21 protein-coding genes are annotated in these 18,237 nt (G+C 62.9%); 15 read left to right on the top strand and 6 right to left on the bottom strand.

What is annotated here, in order from left to right:
* Positions 1 to 2 precede the first annotated feature (2 nt).
* Positions 3 to 830, bottom strand: a complete 828-nt coding sequence (gene aroE, locus JLC71_RS15500; protein WP_200916492.1) for a shikimate dehydrogenase — start codon at positions 828 to 830, stop codon at positions 3 to 5.
* Between the two features lie 59 nt (positions 831 to 889).
* The gene (locus JLC71_RS15495) at positions 890 to 1,342 is read right to left on the bottom strand and encodes a rhodanese-like domain-containing protein (RefSeq protein WP_200916491.1); all 453 of its coding nucleotides are present in this window, start codon (positions 1,340 to 1,342) and stop codon (positions 890 to 892) included.
* A gap of 310 nt (positions 1,343 to 1,652) precedes the next feature.
* On the opposite strand from JLC71_RS15495, the gene glnA reads away from it, so the two are divergent.
* The 10 genes from glnA (at position 1,653) to ntrC (ending at position 10,235) form a co-directional block, all read left to right on the top strand.
* Positions 1,653 to 3,062, top strand: coding sequence for a type I glutamate--ammonia ligase (gene glnA, locus JLC71_RS15490; RefSeq protein WP_200916490.1), 1,410 nt, complete (start codon positions 1,653 to 1,655; stop codon positions 3,060 to 3,062).
* A gap of 140 nt (positions 3,063 to 3,202) precedes the next feature.
* Entirely contained in the window at positions 3,203 to 3,514 is a 312-nt protein-coding gene (locus JLC71_RS15485; protein ID WP_200916489.1) for an EthD family reductase, read from the top strand.
* Complete coding sequence (locus JLC71_RS15480) at positions 3,511 to 3,855, top strand: hypothetical protein (RefSeq protein WP_200916488.1); 345 nt, start codon at positions 3,511 to 3,513, stop codon at positions 3,853 to 3,855. The genes JLC71_RS15485 and JLC71_RS15480 overlap by 4 nt, the downstream gene beginning before the upstream one ends.
* A gap of 133 nt (positions 3,856 to 3,988) precedes the next feature.
* Positions 3,989 to 4,474 (top strand): SgcJ/EcaC family oxidoreductase, encoded by a 486-nt coding sequence (locus JLC71_RS15475; protein WP_200916487.1) that lies wholly within the window; start codon positions 3,989 to 3,991, stop codon positions 4,472 to 4,474.
* A gap of 126 nt (positions 4,475 to 4,600) precedes the next feature.
* Positions 4,601 to 6,079, top strand: coding sequence for a GGDEF domain-containing protein (locus JLC71_RS15470; protein WP_200916486.1), 1,479 nt, complete (start codon positions 4,601 to 4,603; stop codon positions 6,077 to 6,079).
* Positions 6,080 to 6,118: 39 nt separating this feature from the next.
* Positions 6,119 to 6,742, top strand: coding sequence for an HAD family hydrolase (locus tag JLC71_RS15465; RefSeq protein ID WP_200916485.1), 624 nt, complete (start codon positions 6,119 to 6,121; stop codon positions 6,740 to 6,742).
* Entirely contained in the window at positions 6,742 to 7,038 is a 297-nt protein-coding gene (locus tag JLC71_RS15460; protein ID WP_236250919.1) for an Rdx family protein, read from the top strand. The genes JLC71_RS15465 and JLC71_RS15460 overlap by 1 nt, the downstream gene beginning before the upstream one ends.
* Before the next feature lie 32 nt (positions 7,039 to 7,070).
* Positions 7,071 to 7,559: a DUF4124 domain-containing protein gene (locus JLC71_RS15455; protein WP_236250918.1), complete on the top strand. Its 489-nt coding sequence runs from the start codon at positions 7,071 to 7,073 to the stop codon at positions 7,557 to 7,559.
* A 202-nt stretch (positions 7,560 to 7,761) separates the two neighbouring features.
* On the top strand, positions 7,762 to 8,838 hold the full coding sequence (glnL, locus tag JLC71_RS15450) for a nitrogen regulation protein NR(II) (RefSeq protein WP_200916484.1): 1,077 nt from the start codon (positions 7,762 to 7,764) through the stop codon (positions 8,836 to 8,838).
* On the top strand, positions 8,835 to 10,235 hold the full coding sequence (ntrC, locus tag JLC71_RS15445; protein ID WP_200916483.1) for a nitrogen regulation protein NR(I): 1,401 nt from the start codon (positions 8,835 to 8,837) through the stop codon (positions 10,233 to 10,235). The genes glnL and ntrC overlap by 4 nt, the downstream gene beginning before the upstream one ends.
* A 79-nt stretch (positions 10,236 to 10,314) precedes the next feature.
* Here the strand turns inward: ntrC and tal are convergent, their stop codons facing one another.
* From tal to phoB, 3 genes are all read right to left on the bottom strand, one after another.
* Complete coding sequence (gene tal, locus JLC71_RS15440; RefSeq protein ID WP_200916482.1) at positions 10,315 to 11,394, bottom strand: transaldolase; 1,080 nt, start codon at positions 11,392 to 11,394, stop codon at positions 10,315 to 10,317.
* Positions 11,395 to 11,587: 193 nt separating this feature from the next.
* Complete coding sequence (phoR, locus tag JLC71_RS15435) at positions 11,588 to 12,880, bottom strand: phosphate regulon sensor histidine kinase PhoR (protein ID WP_200916481.1); 1,293 nt, start codon at positions 12,878 to 12,880, stop codon at positions 11,588 to 11,590.
* 105 nt (positions 12,881 to 12,985) lie between these two features.
* The gene (phoB, locus tag JLC71_RS15430) at positions 12,986 to 13,675 is read right to left on the bottom strand and encodes a phosphate regulon transcriptional regulator PhoB (protein ID WP_200916480.1); all 690 of its coding nucleotides are present in this window, start codon (positions 13,673 to 13,675) and stop codon (positions 12,986 to 12,988) included.
* Between the two features lie 165 nt (positions 13,676 to 13,840).
* Here phoB and JLC71_RS15425 point away from each other — a divergent pair, with 165 nt between their 5' ends.
* The 5 genes from JLC71_RS15425 to JLC71_RS15405 are packed head-to-tail and all read left to right on the top strand — an operon-like array spanning position 13,841 to position 17,837.
* Positions 13,841 to 14,275, top strand: a complete 435-nt coding sequence (locus JLC71_RS15425) for a gamma-butyrobetaine hydroxylase family protein (protein ID WP_200916479.1) — start codon at positions 13,841 to 13,843, stop codon at positions 14,273 to 14,275.
* 32 nt (positions 14,276 to 14,307) lie between these two features.
* Complete coding sequence (gene ubiE / locus JLC71_RS15420) at positions 14,308 to 15,045, top strand: bifunctional demethylmenaquinone methyltransferase/2-methoxy-6-polyprenyl-1,4-benzoquinol methylase UbiE (protein ID WP_200916478.1); 738 nt, start codon at positions 14,308 to 14,310, stop codon at positions 15,043 to 15,045.
* Entirely contained in the window at positions 15,045 to 15,602 is a 558-nt protein-coding gene (locus JLC71_RS15415) for a ubiquinone biosynthesis accessory factor UbiJ (protein ID WP_200916477.1), read from the top strand. The genes ubiE and JLC71_RS15415 overlap by 1 nt, the downstream gene beginning before the upstream one ends.
* Complete coding sequence (gene ubiB, locus JLC71_RS15410; RefSeq protein ID WP_200916476.1) at positions 15,602 to 17,116, top strand: ubiquinone biosynthesis regulatory protein kinase UbiB; 1,515 nt, start codon at positions 15,602 to 15,604, stop codon at positions 17,114 to 17,116. Before JLC71_RS15415 ends, ubiB begins: the two co-directional genes overlap by 1 nt.
* Positions 17,117 to 17,153: 37 nt before the next feature.
* Positions 17,154 to 17,837, top strand: coding sequence for a DUF502 domain-containing protein (locus tag JLC71_RS15405; RefSeq protein ID WP_200916475.1), 684 nt, complete (start codon positions 17,154 to 17,156; stop codon positions 17,835 to 17,837).
* 87 nt (positions 17,838 to 17,924) lie between these two features.
* Here JLC71_RS15405 and JLC71_RS15400 read toward each other — a convergent pair whose 3' ends face one another.
* On the bottom strand, positions 17,925 to 18,074 hold the full coding sequence (locus JLC71_RS15400) for a hypothetical protein (protein ID WP_200916474.1): 150 nt from the start codon (positions 18,072 to 18,074) through the stop codon (positions 17,925 to 17,927).
* Positions 18,075 to 18,237: the final 163 nt, after the last annotated feature.

The raw sequence follows: 18,237 nt of genomic DNA, 5'->3' as shown, positions 1-18,237 counted from the left end.
CGTCACAGCGCGGCGCGCATTTGCGCCAGCACAGGCTCGACATCGGGGCGATGGCCGGTCCACAGCGTAAACGCTTCGGCCGCCTGCCCGACCAGCATGCCGAGGCCGTCGACGCACAGCGTCACCCCGGCCTTGCGCGCCTGGGCGAGGAACGGCGTTTCATCCCGGCCGTACATCATGTCGTAGGCGAGCGCACCGGGCGCGAATATGCTGGCCGGCAGTGGCAAGGCCGCGCCGCCGAGGCTCGCCGACGTCGCGTTGATGACCACGTCAAATTCGCCCTGTAGTGCATCGAAACCAGCGGCGGCCAGCGGCACGCCAAGCTTGCCGGTAATGGCATCGACTTGTGCATCGACCAGCGCAGCAGCCCTGGCGCAAGTGCGGTTGGCCAGCGTGATCGACGCCGGCGCTTCACCGGCCAATGGCAGCAGCACCCCACGCGCGGCACCGCCGGCGCCCAGCAAGAGCACGCGCCTGCCGCCGAGCGAGCCGTAACGACGCAGATCGGCAACCAGGCCGGCGCCATCGGTGTTGTCCCCCTCTATCGTCCCGTCCTCGCGCCGGATCAGCGTATTCACCGCGCCGGCCGCCGCCGCGCGCGCGCTCAGGCTGGTGGCATAGGCGTAGGCTTCTTCCTTGAACGGCACGGTGATATTGGCGCCACCGGCCCCACTGGCAAACAGCAGGTTCGCCGTTTCGGCGAAACCATCCAGCGGCGCCAGCAGCCGCTCGTAGCTGAAATCGCTCAGGCCAAACTGCGCGGCGAAAGCGGCGTGGATTTGCGGGGACTTGCTGTGGGCAATCGGGTTGCCGATGACGACGTAACGCATGATTTAGCCGGCGAGTGTCGAGGAAAACGCGCATCTTACCGCGCCGGGCCGAGTGCGCGTCAGCCCTGCACCCAGGGCAGGCCGGCCGCTTTCCAGCCATTGAGCTGGCCGCGATGTTCGGCGCCGTCTTTGTCGCCCTCGAAGCCCTCTAGCACGTTCAGCGCGGTGCTATAGCCATGCGCCGCCGCCAGGGCCGCCGCATCGTGGCTGCGCGCGCCGCTGCGGCACAAGAACAGCACCACGCCCTCCGGATCGACCTCGGCCTTCAAGCGAGTCAGAAAATCCGGATTCGGCGTCATGCCCGGATAGCGCTTCCATTCGATCAACTCGGCCCCCGGCACCACACCGACAAACGCCCATTCGGCATGGGTGCGAACATCCACCAGTTTGGCATTTGGCAGGCTGCTCAGCAGCGCTTGCGCCTCAAGCGGCGTCACCGCGCCGGCATAGGGCAAGCCTTGGGCACGGCCTCGCTGACTCGCGACTTCAAGAATCTGGGCGGCTTGGCTCATCGTGTTCTCCTTGGGCCCTATCATCGGGCCGTTGCTGATGCATCGATTTTCGTGCGTCCTTTGCCACGGCGCAATAGCGCACCATTTAGGTGCGCCAATGACAAACGGGCACCAGCTTGGGGCCAATACAGGCCAATGCCGGGTGTGGCAATACGGTGTTGTTCTTGGCGCACCGGATTGTGGCACAATGGATCGACCCTCAATCATGGCTGGCATGGTTCCTGCTTACTGATCTGCCATCCCTGTCGCGACTCGCGATTGGTCACTTCAAATTTCTCTTGTTCCTCTCGCTTTTCAAGGAGTTGTAAAGATGGCGGTAGCCGACGTTCTCAAGCTGATCCAGGACAACGACATTCGCTTTGTCGACCTGCGTTTCACCGACACCATTGGTAAAGAACACCACGTCACCGTGCCTTCGCACGTTGTTGACGAAGAATGGTTCGAAAACGGCCACGCCTTCGACGGTTCGTCGATCGCCGGCTGGAAGGGCATTCAAGCTTCGGACATGCTGCTGCTGCCGGATCCGTCGACCGCCAATATCGACCCGTTCTTCGATGAGCCGACCGTCATCATCACGTGTGACGTGATCGAGCCGGCTACCGGCAAGGGCTACGACCGCGATCCGCGTTCGCTCGCCAAGCGCGCCGAGGCGTATCTGAAGACCACCGGTATCGGCGACACCGCCTACTTCGGTCCGGAACCTGAATTCTTCATCTTCGACAATATCCGCTGGAATACGGACATGTCGGGCTGCTTCGTCAAGATCGGCTCGGAAGAAGGCGCCTGGGCGACCAGCGAGAAGTTCGAAGGCGGCAACCTCGGCCACCGTCCGCGCGTCAAGGGCGGCTACTTCCCGGTTCCGCCGGTCGACAGCCATCAAGACATCCGCGCCTCGATGGTGCTGGTGCTGGAAGAACTCGGCGTGCCGGTCGAAGTGTTCCACCACGAAGTGGCGAACGCCGGTCAGAACGAAATCGGTACCAAGTTCAGCACGCTGACCCAGCGCGCCGACTGGACCCAGATCCTCAAGTACGTGGTTCACAACGTCGCGAACCAGTACGGCAAGACCGCAACCTTCATGCCTAAGCCGATCGTTGGCGACAACGGCTCGGGCATGCACGTGCACCAGTCGATCTGGAAAGACGGCAAGAACCTGTTCGCAGGCAACGGCTACGCTGGCCTGTCGGAAACCGCGCTGTTCTACATCGGCGGCATCATCAAGCATGCCAAGGCGTTGAACGCGATCACCAACCCGGGCACCAACTCGTACAAGCGTCTGGTTCCGCACTACGAAGCACCGGTGAAGCTGGCTTACTCGGCCAAGAACCGTTCGGCCTCGATCCGTATCCCGCACGTGGCATCGGACAAGGGCCGTCGCATCGAAGCGCGTTTCCCGGATCCGTTGGCTAACCCGTACCTGTGCTTTGCCGCGCTGATGATGGCCGGCCTCGACGGCATCCAGAACAAGATCCACCCGGGCGATCCGGCCGACAAGAACCTGTACGATCTGCCGCCGGAAGAAGACAAGCTGATCCCGACCGTCTGCTCGTCGCTCGACGAAGCGCTGGCCGCACTGGATGCAGACCGCGAGTTCCTGACCCGTGGCGGCGTGTTCACCGACGAATGGATTGATGCGTACATCGAATTGAAGATGAACGACGTCAACCGCACCCGCACGAACGTGCATCCGGTTGAATTCGACATGTACTACTCGCTGTAATCGGCGACGTCCCTGTCGACACCAAGCCCCGCAGCGATGCGGGGCTTTTTTGTTGCGGCAACCACAACGACTACAAACTTTCCATAAGGCAAATTACCTAGTCAGTTTAAAGTTGGTTTTTTTATCCAGTGGGGACTCCGGTGATACTCGCCTCTGCCTACTACCCGTACAGCGCCGGCGCACGCTTCGACTTCGACTACTACCGGCAGCAGCACCTGACTATGGTGCACCGCCTGCTCAGCCCCTACGGCTTGCTGCGCAGCGAGGTCGTTCGCGGTTTGCCGTCGCCGGATGGCAATTCGCCACGCTATCTTGCCGTTGGCCTGCTGCACTTTGCCGACCCGCAGCGACTGGCCGACGGGCTGGCGGCCCATGGCGCAGAGATTCTCGCCGACGTGAGCAACTACACCGACCTGAGCCCGGACATCCAGTTCGCCGAGGTGCTGCCGTGATCAAACAGTTCGTGCTCGATTACCTGCTGCCGACACTCGTAAGCACCGGGCTGGGCGGTTTCCTGCTGTTCACGCTGCTGGCCCGACTGGTGTATGACCATCTGGAAACGCACTACCACGACATGCTCTCGCCCAAGGCCACCCACGGTTTTCTGGAAACCGAGTCGATCGGTGGCTATATGGCCGATGTCTGGCGGGTGGCACGCAACGGCGAATGGCGCCGGATCCAGTCGTCGTCGTGGCGCCTCTTTTTCTGGCTAACAATCACGACCGGCGGCGTGATGCTGCTCAGCCTGAGCGGCCTGTTCACGATCTTCATGTTTCCGCGCTGGTGGCGCTGAGCAGGGCGCAACCGTTTGACGGCGAAAACAGCCACTTGTCCATCCGGCCACGAACCTTATGACGTTAGGATGAACTGAGCCGGGCGCGCTTTTGCGCCGAACCGAATCACCGCCCGTTCAGGACGCCTCAACCATGAAATCACTTTCCCTCCCCCTGTTAGCCGCCGCAGCGCTGACGCTGTCCGGCGGCGCGCTCGCCAAGGCGCCCGCGTGCGCCAAGGCCGGCGATGCCGCGATCGCAAGCTTGTTCGAGCAATGGAATGCTTCGCTGGCGACGCAGAATCCGGCCAAGGTCGCCGACCGCTACTGGCCCGATGCGGTGCTGTTAGCAACGGTGTCGAACACGCCACGTACCGATCGCGCCAGCATCCAGGCTTATTTCGTCGATTTCCTGCGCAAGCATCCGCAAGGCAAGATCGATAGCCGCACCATCAAGATCAACTGCAATATGGCCGTGGACATGGGCACCTACACGTTCACGCTGCAGGACAAGGACGGCCACGCCCAGCAGGTCGCCGCACGCTACACCTATGTGTACGAAAATCGCGGCGGCAGCTGGAAGATTCTGCACCATCACTCGTCAGCGATGCCCGAGCCCGTGGCCTCGGCAAAGCCGTAAGTCCCACTCAGTACTCGTTCCCAGCGCCAGCCCTCGCTGGCGCTTTGTTTATTCACAGCCGACAAGCGGCAGCAGCTGGCGCGGTAGCGGGAATATGCTGAAATAATCCGTTGCCTGGCCTTGCCCATGCGCTTGCTTCGCCCCCTTGCCGGCACACCCAACCGGCTCGCGCTCACGCTCACGACACTGTACGTGCTGTGCGGCTATGGCAGTGCCTGGCTGGCGCGACTGGCGGTGGGGCCACTGCCGGTGATGGAGTTCGCCTCCGGCGCCGGTCTTGTCTGTCTGCTGCTGGGCGGGCGTCGCGGCTATGCCAGTGTCTGGTTCGGCAGCACCATCGTGCACCTGCCGCAGCTGACGATGATGCTCGGCATCGAATTCGCGCTGCCGCTGGCGGGCGCGCTGGCCTTTGTCGACATGGCCGAAGCGCATCTGGCACGGATCGGCTGGCGCAGCGGTGAAGCGCGCTTTCAGCATCCGCTGCTGCGCGAGCCGCGCGAGCTGCTTTATTTCTGGCTCTACGTGGTCATGCTGCCGCCACTGCTGACGCAACCCATCCAGGTGCTGCTGCTGAACGTGGCCGGCATCGGCAACCAGCCCTCGATCATGGAGACCGGCTGGCGCACGCTGATCCTGATCCTGGGTCATGCCAGCGGCCTGTTCCTGATCGGCCCATGCTTTGCCGGCTGGCGCGATCGTGGCCGCTGGCCGCGGCTGGTGTCGCTGCCGTGGTGGTGGATCGCCGCCTTCGTCACCGTGCTGGCCCTGGCCTTCCTCGTCTACCGCCATACGCTGATGCTGGTGCTGCCACTGCTGCTGGTGATGGCGATCCAGTACGGCCTGCCCGGCACCAGCCTCGCGGTCTTGCTGCTGGCGCTGACCAGCATCGCCGGCACCGCGCACGGGCAGGGCATTTTCATCGGTGCGACGTCCGAACTCTCTTACCTCAATCTGCAGATATTTCTGTTCTCGACCGGCTTCATGCTGCATTACCTCGCGCTGGCGCAAACGCTGCTCTTGCGCCACCGGATGCGGCTGGAGGCCGAAGTGATCGCCCGCACCGAGGCGCTCGCCGCCAGCAACGCCAAGCTGGCCGAACTGGCGACCATCGACGAGCTCACCGGCGCGCGCAACCGGCGTGAATGGCTGCACCGCGCCACCGAACAACTGCTGCACGCCCGCCGCTATCCCGAACCGCTGAGTGTGCTGATTCTCGATCTGGACCACTTCAAGCTGATCAACGACAGTTACGGCCACCACGCCGGTGATCTGGCACTGTGCGCCGCCTGCGATGCCTGTACCGCGGCACTGCGCGCCAGCGACAGTTTCGCCCGCTGGGGCGGCGAGGAGTTCGTCGTGCTGCTCCCGGCAACCAGCAAGGAGGAGTCGCGCCGGGTCGCCGAGAAGCTGCGGCAGGCGATCGCCTCGATCCGCATCGGCCTCGACAACGGCGAGATGGTACGGCTCACGGTCAGCATCGGCATGGCTTCCTTGCGCGATTACGACGACACCCTTGATCTGCTGATCCGCCGTGCCGACGACGCGCTGTACCGCGCCAAGCGCGGCGGCCGCGATTGCGTCGTCTGCGAAGGCGACGACGCGTAGAATAACGGCACCTCACTCCTCTACTGGCTGCTCGCTACCATGCCGCTACGTGCTGTCGTGTTCGATTTCGGCGGGGTCCTGTTCGACTGGAACCCCGATTACCTGTATCGCAAGCTGATTCCGGACGCGGCCGAACGCCGTTGGTTTCTCGAACACGTCTGCAATCCGGCATGGAATCTGCAACAAGATGGCGGTCGGCCGTTCAGCGAGGCAAACGCAGCCCTGATCGCCGAGCACCCGCAGCACGAAGCGCATATCCGCGCCTTTTCCGAGCGCTGGCCCGAAACGCTGAACGGCACGCTGGCCGACGGCGTGGCGCTGATGGAAGCGCTCGAAGCCGCCGGCGTGCCGCTGTACGGGCTGACCAACTGGTCGGCCGAAACCTTCCCCTACGCCTGGCAGCACTACCCGCTGCTGCAGCGCTTCCGCGATATCGTCGTCTCCGGTCGGCTCAAACTGATCAAGCCCGATCCGGCGATCTATGCCGAGATGCACGCGTGCATCAAGCGCGATCTGCCCGATGTCGAGACCGCCGAGCTGGCCTTTATCGACGACAGCCAGAAGAATGCCGACGCCGCGACCGCGCTGGGCTGGCATGGCATCCATCACACCAGCGCCGCCCATACCGCCGAGCAGCTGCGCCGGCTCGGGCTGGTGTTCTGATGCGCGAGGCAATGCACAAACCACGCATCACCATCCGCTACTGCACCCAGTGCCAATGGCTGCTGCGCGCGGCCTGGCTGGCACAGGAGCTGCTGACCACCTTTGTCGACGAGATCGGCGAAGTCGCGCTGCAACCGGCCAGCGGCGGCTTGTTTCAAGTGCATGTGAACGACGAACTGGTGTGGGATCGCAAGACCGAAGGCGGCTTCCCCGAAGCCAAAATCCTCAAGCAGCGCGTCCGCGACGTGATCGCCCCCGATAAACCGCTAGGCCACAGTGATAGCCCGGCATCCTGACGAGGGCGCCTGGCTGTGTTAGGTTTTGACTCATGAAACTGCTTTACCCGCTGCTTGCCATCCTGATGCTGCCTTCGCTGGCGCTCGCCGACATTTACAAGTATGTCGACGAAAACGGCCACGTCACTTTCACCAATACGCCGATGAAGGGCGCGCAGCGCATCTACATCGACTCGATTTCGGTGATTCCGGCGCCGGCTAAATCACGCGCCAAGAGCGGCGGTAACACCGCCCCCAAGGTCAGCACGCCATCGCCCGGCAATTTCCCCAAGGTCGATGCGGCCACGCAAAAAAGCCGCGACAGCAATCGCAAACAAATCCTCCAGGACGAACTGGGCAGCGAGAAAACCGCGCTCGCCGGCGCCAAACAGGCACTCGCCGATGCCGAGGGCAACCGCAGCGCCGATGAAAAGGCCAATCCGCAGCGTTACGTCGAACGCCTCGGCCGCCTGCGTGAAGCGGTGGTGACGCACGAAAAAAACGTCACCGCGCTCAACAACGAACTCACCCGGGTTCGCTAAGCCCCCGTCGCCCCCCACCTGGCATGCGCCAAAATGGACGCACCGTGCTCGCTGCTGCATTCCGGCCCGCACAAACGGATGAATGCACTAAGATGGTGCAACCATCAATCGTGATGAATCTGCCCGCCAGGCAATCCGCGCCAACACAGCTGGCGCGGTAATTGCTTAGTGAAGGCATGTCATCCATGCCACGGTGCCTAGCATGCACGACCCCCATTTTTGCGGCCTCGATTATCTGGAGGCGGCGATCCTCGCCACTTCCAACGATGGCACGCTGGTGTATTTCAACCCGGCTGCACACGACCTGTTCGGCCTCAAGGACGACCAGCTCGGCCTGTCGCTGGCCGCTTGCCTGTCGCCCGAAAGCGCCGTCGTCGCCGCGGTCGGCACGGCGCTGGCCAGAAACGTCAGCATCACCGAATACGAGCTGCTGTTGCCGGTGCCGCAGGGCGAAATCTATGTGACGCTGACGGCCGGCCCGATCGAGCGCGCCAAGCAAACGCTGGCGCTGGTCGAAATCCGTCAGATCGACCAGCAGCGCCGCATCGCCAACGAAGAGCGACTGCAAGCGCAGCAATTGGCCAACCGCGAGTTGATCCGCAATCTGGCGCATGAAATCAAGAATCCGCTCGGCGGCATCCGTGGCGCGGCACAGCTTTTGTCGAGCGAGTTGCCGAGCCCGCACCTGAAGGAATACACCCAGGTCATCATCGAGGAATCGCAACGGCTGCAAAGCCTGCTCGACCGGCTGCTGACGCCGCACCGGCTGCCGCAGTTGTCCGAGCTGTCGATTCACGAGGTGCTTGAGCGCGTACGCAGCGTGGTGCTCGCCGAGACGCCGAACGGCCTGGCGGTACGGCGCGATTACGACACCAGCCTGCCCAATCTGATCGGCGACCGCGAGCAACTGATTCAGGCGCTGCTCAATATTGTCCGCAACGCCGTGCAGGCGATGGCCGGCGTCGGCGAGATCGTACTGCGCACCCGCGTGGCGCGGCAGGTCACGCTGAACCGTCAGCGCTTTCCACTGGCGATTCAGGTACAGATTCACGACAACGGCCCCGGCATTCCCGAGCAGTTGAAAGATACGCTGTTCTACCCGCTGGTCTCCGGTCGCCCCGGCGGCACCGGCATTGGCCTGCATCTGGCGCACACCTTCGTCAGCCAGCATCGCGGCACCATCGAGTTCGACAGCCGCCCCGGCGATACCTGCTTTACGCTGCACCTGCCGCTCAATGGCTGGCAGGCGGCCACACCGATACAAGGAAGCACATCGTGAGTACCGTCTGGATCATCGACGATGACCGCTCGATTCGCTGGGTCTTCGAAAAAGCACTGACACGCGATGGTATCGACCACGCCACCTTCAGTTCGGCCACCGAAGCCATCGACGCGCTGGCGCGCTCGACCCCGGCGGCCATCGTCAGCGATATCCGCATGCCCGGCGAATCGGGGCTGAGCTTTCTGGAGCGCGTCAAACAGGATCACCCCGGCCTGCCGGTCATCATCATGACCGCGCATTCGGATCTGGACAGCGCGGTCTCGGCGTTTCAGGCCGGCGCGTTTGAATACCTGCCCAAGCCCTTCGACGTCGATGCCGCGGTCGCGCTGATCCGCCGCGCGATGCAGGAAGGCGAGCGCCAGCTCGGCGACGACATCGTCCCGCTCACCGCGCCGGACATCCTCGGCCAGGCGCCGGCGATGCAGGATGTGTTCCGCGCCATCGGCCGGCTGAGCCAGTCGGCGGCCACGGTGCTGATCACCGGCGAATCGGGCTCGGGCAAGGAACTGGTCGCCCGCGCGCTGCACCGCCACAGCCCGCGTGCGGCCAAGCCGTTCATCGCGATCAACTCGGCGGCGATCCCGAAAGACCTGCTCGAATCCGAGCTGTTCGGCCACGAGCGCGGCGCGTTCACCGGCGCCGACGCCCGCCGCACCGGGCGCTTCGAGCAGGCCGAGGGCGGCACGCTGTTCCTCGATGAAATCGGCGACATGCCTTTCGATCTGCAGACGCGGCTGCTGCGCGTGCTGTCAGACGGCTTTTTCTACCGTGTCGGCGGCCACTCGCCGATCAAGGCCAATGTGCGCGTGATCACCGCGACACATCAGGATCTGGAAACCCGGGTCAAGGACGGCGTGTTCCGCGAAGACCTTTACCACCGCCTCAACGTGATCCGGCTGCGGCTGCCGGCGCTGCGCGAGCGGCGCGAGGACATTCCGCTGCTGGCGCGCTACTTCCTCGGCCGCTCGGCGTCCGAGCTCGGTGTCGACGCCAAGCGCCTGTCTGACGAAGCGATGGCCAAGCTGGGCGGCTTTTCTTTCCCCGGCAATGTGCGCCAGCTGGAAAACCTCTGCCACTGGATCACCGTGATGGCGCCCGGCGCGGTGGTCACCGTCAACGATCTGCCGCCCGAGCTCGTCGATAATCACGCCGGCAGCGAAACCGTCGGCAGTGGCGACTGGCGCCGGCTACTGGCGCAGGAAATCGCATTGCGACTCGCGCGCGGCGATGCGCGCGTACTCGACGATATCGTCCCCGCCTTCGAGCGTACCGTGATCGTGCAGGCACTGACGCATACCGGCGGCAAGCGCATCGAAGCGGCCGAACTCCTGGGCTGGGGCCGCAACACGCTGACGCGCAAGATTCAGGAGTTGGGAATGGAAGACGCGCTCTAGCCTGCCGCGCCGGGCTGGCCCCAAAACAGAACAGCCCGCCGGGTAACCGGACGGGCTGTTTTTTTTTCGACCGCAGAACTTAAGCGGTCAGTTCCAGCAGCTTGTCGAATGCGTCATCGAACAGCTTCAGGCCTTCGGACTGCAGTTGCTCGCCGACGAGGTTGAAGTCGAAGCCGAGCTTGCGCAGCGCCGCCAGCGTCCGCACCGCATCGTCGATCTGGGTGTCGAGCTTGTTCGCGGCCACGCCGTGATCGCGGAACGCATCGAGCGTGCCATCCGGCACGGTGTTGACGGTTTCCGGGCCGACCAGCTCTTCAACGTAGAGCACGTCCGAGTAGGCGGCGTTCTTGGTACCGGTCGACGCCCACAGCAGACGCTGCGGATGCGCGCCCAGTGCCTTGAGCTTCTCGAAACGGGTGCCGTGGAACAACTGCTTGTAGTGCTGGTAAGCAACCTTGACGAAGGCGATGGCGCTCTTGCCGCGCAGTGCCAGCGCTTCCGGCGTGCCGATGGCGTCGAGCTGCTTGTCGAGCAGCACGTCGACGCGTGACAGGAACACCGAAGCCACGGCTTGCACATGGTCGACCGGCAGACCGGCGGCGGCGCGCGCTTCGAGGCCGCGGATGTACGCGGTCAGCACGTCGTCGGTTTGCTTGAGGCTGAACATCAGCGTGATATTGACATTGATGCCGGCGGCGATCAGTTGTTCGAACGCCAGCACGCCGGCGTGCGTCGCCGGCACCTTGATCATCGCGTTCGGGCGATTGATCTCGGCCCACAGGCGCTTGGCCGCGGCGATGGTGCCGAGGGTGTCATTGGCCAGATGCGGCGACACTTCGAGGCTGACGTAACCGTCCAGGCCCTTGGAATTGTCGTACAGCGGGCGGGTCAGATCGCACGTTGCCTGGATATCCGGCACCACCAGCGCTTCGTAACGCGCTTCGGCGCTGATGTTTTGCTTCTTCAATTCGGCCAGATCGCCGGCGTAAAGCGGGTCGGACGAAATCGACTTGTAGAAAATAGCCGGGTTGGAAGTCACGCCAGCAATGCCGTCTTCGTCGATCAGTTTCTGCAGGGCGCCAGACTTCAGCAAACCGCGGGACAGATTGTCCAGCCAGATGCGTTGACCGAAGGGCTTGATGGCAGCGATGTTGCTCATAACGTGATCCTCATACGATGAAGGGAAGGCCGCCAGCACCGGCTCCTGCCGGAAGGGCGTCAGCGCGCATTATCTGACAGCGGCATGGAATTAGACATTGCGCTGAGGCAAAGTGCCCGGCTGCGGGCGTCATTTAATTGTGCCAGAAAACCACCGACGCCGAGCTAGGTAGCTACCCCTGTTGACTACGCGCTCAGCATTCGGCCAGCAAACGCTGCATCGGAAAGCGCACCGAGAATTCACTGCCCTGCCCCAGTTTGGACTGGATCGCCATCTGCGCCTGATGCCGTTGCAGGATGTGTTTGACGATGGCCAGACCGAGACCGGTGCCGCCGGTCGAGCGCGAGCGACCGCGGTCGACACGGTAAAAGCGCTCGGTCAGTCGCGGCACATGTTCGGGCGCGATGCCGATGCCGGTGTCCTGCACCGCGAATACCGGCTGGCCGTTATCGATGCGCCAGTGCAGCGTAATGGTGCCGCCGTTCGGGGTATAGCGGATCGCGTTCGAGACCAGATTGCCGAAGGCCGAATGCAGCTCGTCGTGATTGCCGATCAGCCGCGCCGGCACGATGGAGCCGATCGCCACGGTATGCCGGCCTTGCGACAGCCCCTCGGCCTCGACCGCCAGCAAGCGCATCAACTGCGGCACATCGACTTCTTCTTCCTTCATCTGCATGCCGTTCTCGAGCCGCGAGAGCGTCAGCAGATCGTCGACCAGTCGCTGCATCCGCTGCGTCTGGTCATACATCAGTTCCAGATGCCTGTTGCGCGTCTGGGTGTCGACGTCGGGCATATCGATCATGGTTTCGATAAAACCGCCGACCACGGTCAAGGGCGTACGCAGCTCGTGCGAGACGTTGGCGATAAAATCGCGATGCACGGTCTGGATGCGGTCGAGCTGGGTGATGTCCCGGCTCAGCAAGAGTTTGCGGGTCGAGTCGAACGGCACCATCTGTACCGTCAGCACCTGATCGAGCGGGCGCGTCAGCCGCAGCATCAGCGGGTGGGCGAAATCCTGGCTGCGCAGGTAATCGCGCAGGCTGGGCTGGCGGATGATGTTGGTGATCACTTGCCAGACATCGCCAACCCGGTCGATCCCCAGATGCTGGGTCGCCGCCTGATTGCACCATTCGATCCGGTCGTGCTCGTCGAGGATCAGCACCCCGTCGGGCAATGCTTCGCCTGCGCTGGTAAAGCGCTCCAGCGTCGCGGCCAGCCGCTCTTGCTGTTTTTTCTGCAAGCGGACTTGGTCGTATAGCTTGTCGAACAGGTCTTGCCACAGCAAAAAGCTCGACGGCACCTTGTCGACGTGCGGATCCAGCAACCAGCGGTACAGCCGGCCGAGGTTATAGACGTGAAACAGCGCCGAGCCGCCAACGACGACCAGCGCGAATATCAAACCCCATTCGGTGCCGGCGACCGCGCCGATGAACAGCGCGACCAGTGTGATCGAGAGGTAGTAAATCAGGGAGCGCAGCCAGAGCATGAGAAAGGGGCGCCAAGCGCGTCCGTAGTATGACGTTCATGAATTGTGGCACCGCAGCCTTGCCGCGGCGATGCCAAATCGTTACGGCGCGAAGGCCTGTCGTGCTTATTGCTGCGCCGAGAAACGATAACCGGTGCCGCGTACCGTCTGGATCAGCGTATCGAAACCCGAGGATTCCAGCGCCGAGCGCAGCCGGCGGATATGCACGTCAACGGTGCGTTCCTCGACGAACACGTGATCGCCCCAGACCTGATCGAGCAGCTGCGCCCGCGAGTGCACGCGCTCGGCGTGGGTCATGAAGAAATGCAACAGCCGGAACTCGGTCGGCCCCAGATCAAGCGGCTTGCCGTGCCCGGTAACACGGTGCGTGGTCGGATCAAGCCTTAATCCTTGCACCTCGACCACATCGTCGGTGATCTGCGGCGAGCGGCGGCGCAGCACCGCCTTGATGCGGGCCTGCAGTTCGCGCGGGCTGAACGGCTTGGTGATGTAGTCGTCGGCACCGGTTTCAAGGCCGATGATCTTGTCCTGCTCGTCCGAACGAGCGGTAAGCATGATCAGCGGAATGGTCTTGGTGCGCTCTTCGGCACGCAACTTCTTGGCGAAATCGATGCCGGACATGCCCGGCAGCATCCAGTCGAGCAGGATCAGATCGGGCAGCGCATTGCGCACGATGCCCATCGCGCTCTCGACCGAGTCGGCACGCATCACGTGATGCCCCGCCTGGGTGAGGTTGAACGCAATCAACTCCTGGATGGCGGGTTCGTCTTCGACGAGCAGGATATTCGCAGGCATGGGATTCCCAGTTGGCATTTCGTGGTTTGTGGCGAGCGTAATGCCTTCGTGTGAACTTAATATTACAAGTTGCATCCGCTGACGTCTTTAGCAAGACGATGCGGCCGCGACGCCCCTGCCCGCTCGCGCTATCATTGCAGTCTATTTCCAGCTCCCGGATTCTTCATGGCCGGACTCAAACCGAATACGCCGCAACCGACGGCACTGACATTGCATCAGGGCGCACGCATGCTCGACATCGCTTTTGACGATGGCTCGGCATTTTCGCTGCCCTGCGAATACCTGCGCGTTTACAGCCCGTCGGCCGAAGTGCGCGGCCATGGCGCCGGCCCCGGCGTGCTGCAGACCGGCAAGCGCGAGGTCAACATCGTCGCGATCGAGCCGGTCGGCAATTACGCGGTGAAACTGGTGTTTGACGATGGCCACGATTCCGGGCTGTATTCGTGGGACTGGCTGTTCGAGCTGGGCCGTGACCAGACGACGCTGTGGCAGGACTACCTCGACAAGCTCACGGCCCACGGTGCCAGCCGTGATCAATCGAGTAACGCCAGCCGCGATCGATTGGATAACGCCAGCCGTGCTCCGCAGCGCCACGACTGATATTGATTTGACCTTGATTGACCGGGTGACCCATGACTGAACAACAAACCCATTTCGGCTACAAGACCGTCAACGAATCGGACAAGGCGCAAAAAGTCGCCGAAGTCTTCCATTCGGTCGCGCAGAAATACGATGTGATGAACGATCTGATGAGCGCCGGCCTGCACCGCGCCTGGAAGTTCTTCACCATCGAAACCAGCGGCGCCCGACCGGGCAACCGCGTGCTTGATATCGCCGGCGGCACTGGCGATCTGTCCAAGGCCTTCTCGAAGAAAGTCGGCAAGACCGGCCAGGTCTGGCTGACCGACATCAATAGCTCGATGCTCGGCGTCGGCCGAGACCGCCTGCTCGACGCCGGTTTCGCCGTGCCGACCGCGCAGTGCGATGCCGAAAAGCTGCCCTTCCCGGACAACTACTTCGACATCGTCTCGGTCGCCTTCGGCCTGCGCAACATGACCCACAAGGACAAGGCACTGGCCGAAATGCACCGGGTGCTCAAACCCGGCGGCCGTCTGCTGGTGCTGGAATTCTCCAAGGTCTGGGCGCCGGTCAAGCCGGTGTATGACTTGTACTCGTTCAAGCTGCTGCCGTTGATGGGCAAGCTGATCACCAACGATGCCGATTCGTATCAGTATCTGGCCGAATCGATCCGCATGCACCCGGATCAGGAAACGCTGAAAACGCTGATGCAGGACGTCGGCTTTGGCCGCGTCGAATATCACAATATGAGCGCCGGCATCGTCGCGCTGCACAAGGGCTACAAGTTCTGATGCTGGCCGGCCTGCTCAACCGCCTGTTCGATCACGACGCCGCGGCCCGTGCCGAACTGGCACGCTTCGATGGCCGGGTGATCAGGCTGGTGTTCCCGGTGATGTCGGCCACGCTGGCCATTGAAGCCGGCCGCTTTGTTGCCCGCGATGCCGAGCCCGAGGCAACGCTGGCGCTGGGGCTGCGCTTCTTCATGACCCTGCCGTTCGACCGCACCGGCGCACAGCGCCAGCTGCTGCTTGTCGGCGACCAGCATCTGGCCGCCGGTGTCGGCCGCACGCTGGGGCTGGTGCGCTGGGAAACCGCCGAATCGCTGTCGACCTTGGTCGGCGACGTTGCCGCGCACCGCGTCGTCTGGCTCGCCGGCAAGGTCGGCGGCATTCCCGGCGCCATCGGCGCCCGCATGGCTGCGCATCTGATCGAATACTGGCGAGATGAAGCACCGCTGCTCGCCCACAAGCATGATGCCGGCCGCCACTTCGGTGGCGTCGATGTACTGCGCGATGATGTCGAACGCCTGAATAAACGACTCGAACTGCTCGAAAAGAAATACCGCTGATGCGTCTGCTCCGCTTTGCCAAAATTGTCCGGGTCGTCATCGCCTACGGGCTCGATGAATTCCTGCTCGGTCATGAACGCACACATGGCCTGCGCAAGCTGATCAACGCCGCCTGCTTCTGGCGCAAGCTCGACAAACCGCGCGGCGAGCGGCTGCGACTGGCACTGGAAGACCTCGGGCCGATTTTCGTCAAATTCGGCCAGGTGCTGTCAACGCGCCGCGATTTGTTGCCTACGGACATCGCCGATGAACTGGCCTTGCTGCAAGATCGCGTCCCTCCGTTCTCGGGCGACACCGCCGTCGCGGTGATCGAAGCGGGCTTGGGCAAGCCGCTGGCCATGCTGTACGCCGATTTTGATCGCACCCCGGTTGCCAGCGCCTCGATCGCGCAAGTGCACCGCGCCACGTTACCAAACGGCCGTGCCGTCGCGGTCAAGGTCTTGCGCCCGGACATCCTGCCGGTGATCGAATCCGATCTGGCGCTGATGCGGGTCATGGCGGGACTGGTGGAACGGCTGTCCGCCGACGGCAAGCGGCTGCGACCCAAAGAAGTGGTCGCCGAATTCGACAAGTACCTGCACGACGAACTCGACCTGATGATCGAGGCCGGCAACGCCAGCCAGCTGCGGCGCAATTTCATTGGTTCAAGCCAGCTGATCGTTCCCGAAGTGTTCTACGACTGGACCAGTCGCGAGGTACTGACGCTGGAATGGATGGACGGCACGCCGATCAGCCACATCGACGCGCTGCGCGCCGCCGGGATCGACCTGAAGAAACTCGGCCGCTACGGGGTGGAGATCTTCTTTACCCAAGTGTTCCGCGACGGTTTTTTCCACGCCGACATGCATCCGGGCAATATCTTCGTCGCCGCTGACAACCGCTATATCGCGCTGGATTTCGGCATCGTCGGCAACCTCTCGGATGTGGATAAACAGTATCTGGCGATCAATTTCCTCGCCTTCTTCAACCGAGATTATCGCCGCGTCGCCAGCGCCCACATCGAATCGGGCTGGGTACCCAAGGATACCCGGGTCGAGGAACTCGAAGCCGCGGTACGCACCGTGTGCGAGCCGATCTTCGACAAGCCGATCTCGCAGATCTCGTTCGGCCAGATCCTGCTGCGCCTGTTCGAAACCAGCCGGCGCTTCAACGTCGAAATCCAGCCGCAACTGGTGCTGCTGCAAAAAACGCTGCTCAACATTGAAGGCCTCGGTCGCCAGCTCGACCCTGACCTGGATCTGTGGGACACAGCCAAGCCCTTCCTCGAGCGCTGGATGAACGAACAGATCGGCTGGCGCGCGCTGGTGCGCAATCTCAAGCACGAGGCACCGCAGTGGGCGGCGATGCTGCCGACGCTGCCGCGCAAACTGAACGAGATCGCCAGCGCCAACCATGTCGAGCTGATGGTCACCGGCTATCAGGGGCTGATGTGGGAACAGAAAAAACGCAACTGGCTGCTGGGCGCGATCGCCGCGCTGCTGGCGGGCTTGTTACTGACGTTGTGGCTGCGATAATCCCAACCACACACCCCATACCGGACTCCCGCACCTCATGATCAAGCGCAGCGTCAAATCCATCCTCACCACCTGGCTGGCCGGTTTGCTGGCGCTATTGCCACTGGCGATGACGCTCGCGCTGATCGGCTGGGTTGTCAGCGTGCTGAATAGTTTCATCGGCCCCGAGAGCCTCATCGGCCAGATGTTTGGCGCGCTGGGGCAACCGTTTGCCAGCAATGACGTAATTGCCTATCTGCTTGGCACGCTGTTGCTGCTCGTCGCCATTTACCCGCTGGGTCTTGCGGTGCAATCGGGGTTGAAACGGCCGCTGGCCAAACTGGTCGACCTGACCTTGCGACGGATTCCGCTGTTCGGCAGCCTCTATAACCTTGCCGACCGCTTCGTCGGCCTGCTGGATCAGAAACAGGAGGCCGACATCGGCGCGATGAGCCCGGTATGGTGCTTCTTCGGCGGCGACGGCGTCGCGGTACTGGCGCTGATGCCGAGCCCCGAACCGGTCGACCTCGACGGCCGGCTCTACTATGCCGTACTGGTGCCCACGGCACCGGTACCCATCGGTGGCGGCCTGTTGTACGTGCCGGCCGACTGGGTACGGCCGGCCAATATCGGCGTCGACAAACTGACCAGTGTCTACGTCTCGATGGGCATCACCCCGCCGCCGGCGCTGCGCAGCGGCAAGGTCGTGCTCGGCGGCGCTGCGCCGACCATCCTCGGCTAAGCCAGGCGCCGCCACGCGGCACATCGGCAGCCGCCAAACACGCAGCGCACGCGGCATACCGCGTGCCCGCGCTTGCGGCGGCCACCCTCAGGCCACATTGCCTTCCGGCGTTTCACCCTGAACCTGCAGCCAGGCGCAGAGCCGTGCGTGATCATCGTACTGGCGGACCAGGCCCGGGCCAGCAGCCTCAAGTGCGCTGCGCCAGATTGTGCTCAGATAGTTCGTCAAGTTATCCATGGTTCTATTCCTCCATCGGTTGAATGCACTTACCAGACCATCATATGCTGCATAGCAGCAAAAGTAATTAATTTGTGAATTATTGCCGTTTGATGTCGGCATCGTCCTGGCTGCAAGCGCAGGCATTCCACCCGGTCAGGCCATAAAAAAACGGGCAAGCCGC

Origin of the sequence: Jeongeupia sp. HS-3 (assembly GCF_015140455.1) — a bacterium.
Lineage (GTDB): Bacteria > Pseudomonadota > Gammaproteobacteria > Burkholderiales > Chitinibacteraceae > Jeongeupia.
The sequence above is the reverse complement of the archived record's forward strand: the minus strand, read 5'-3'. Positions and strand labels throughout refer to the sequence as shown.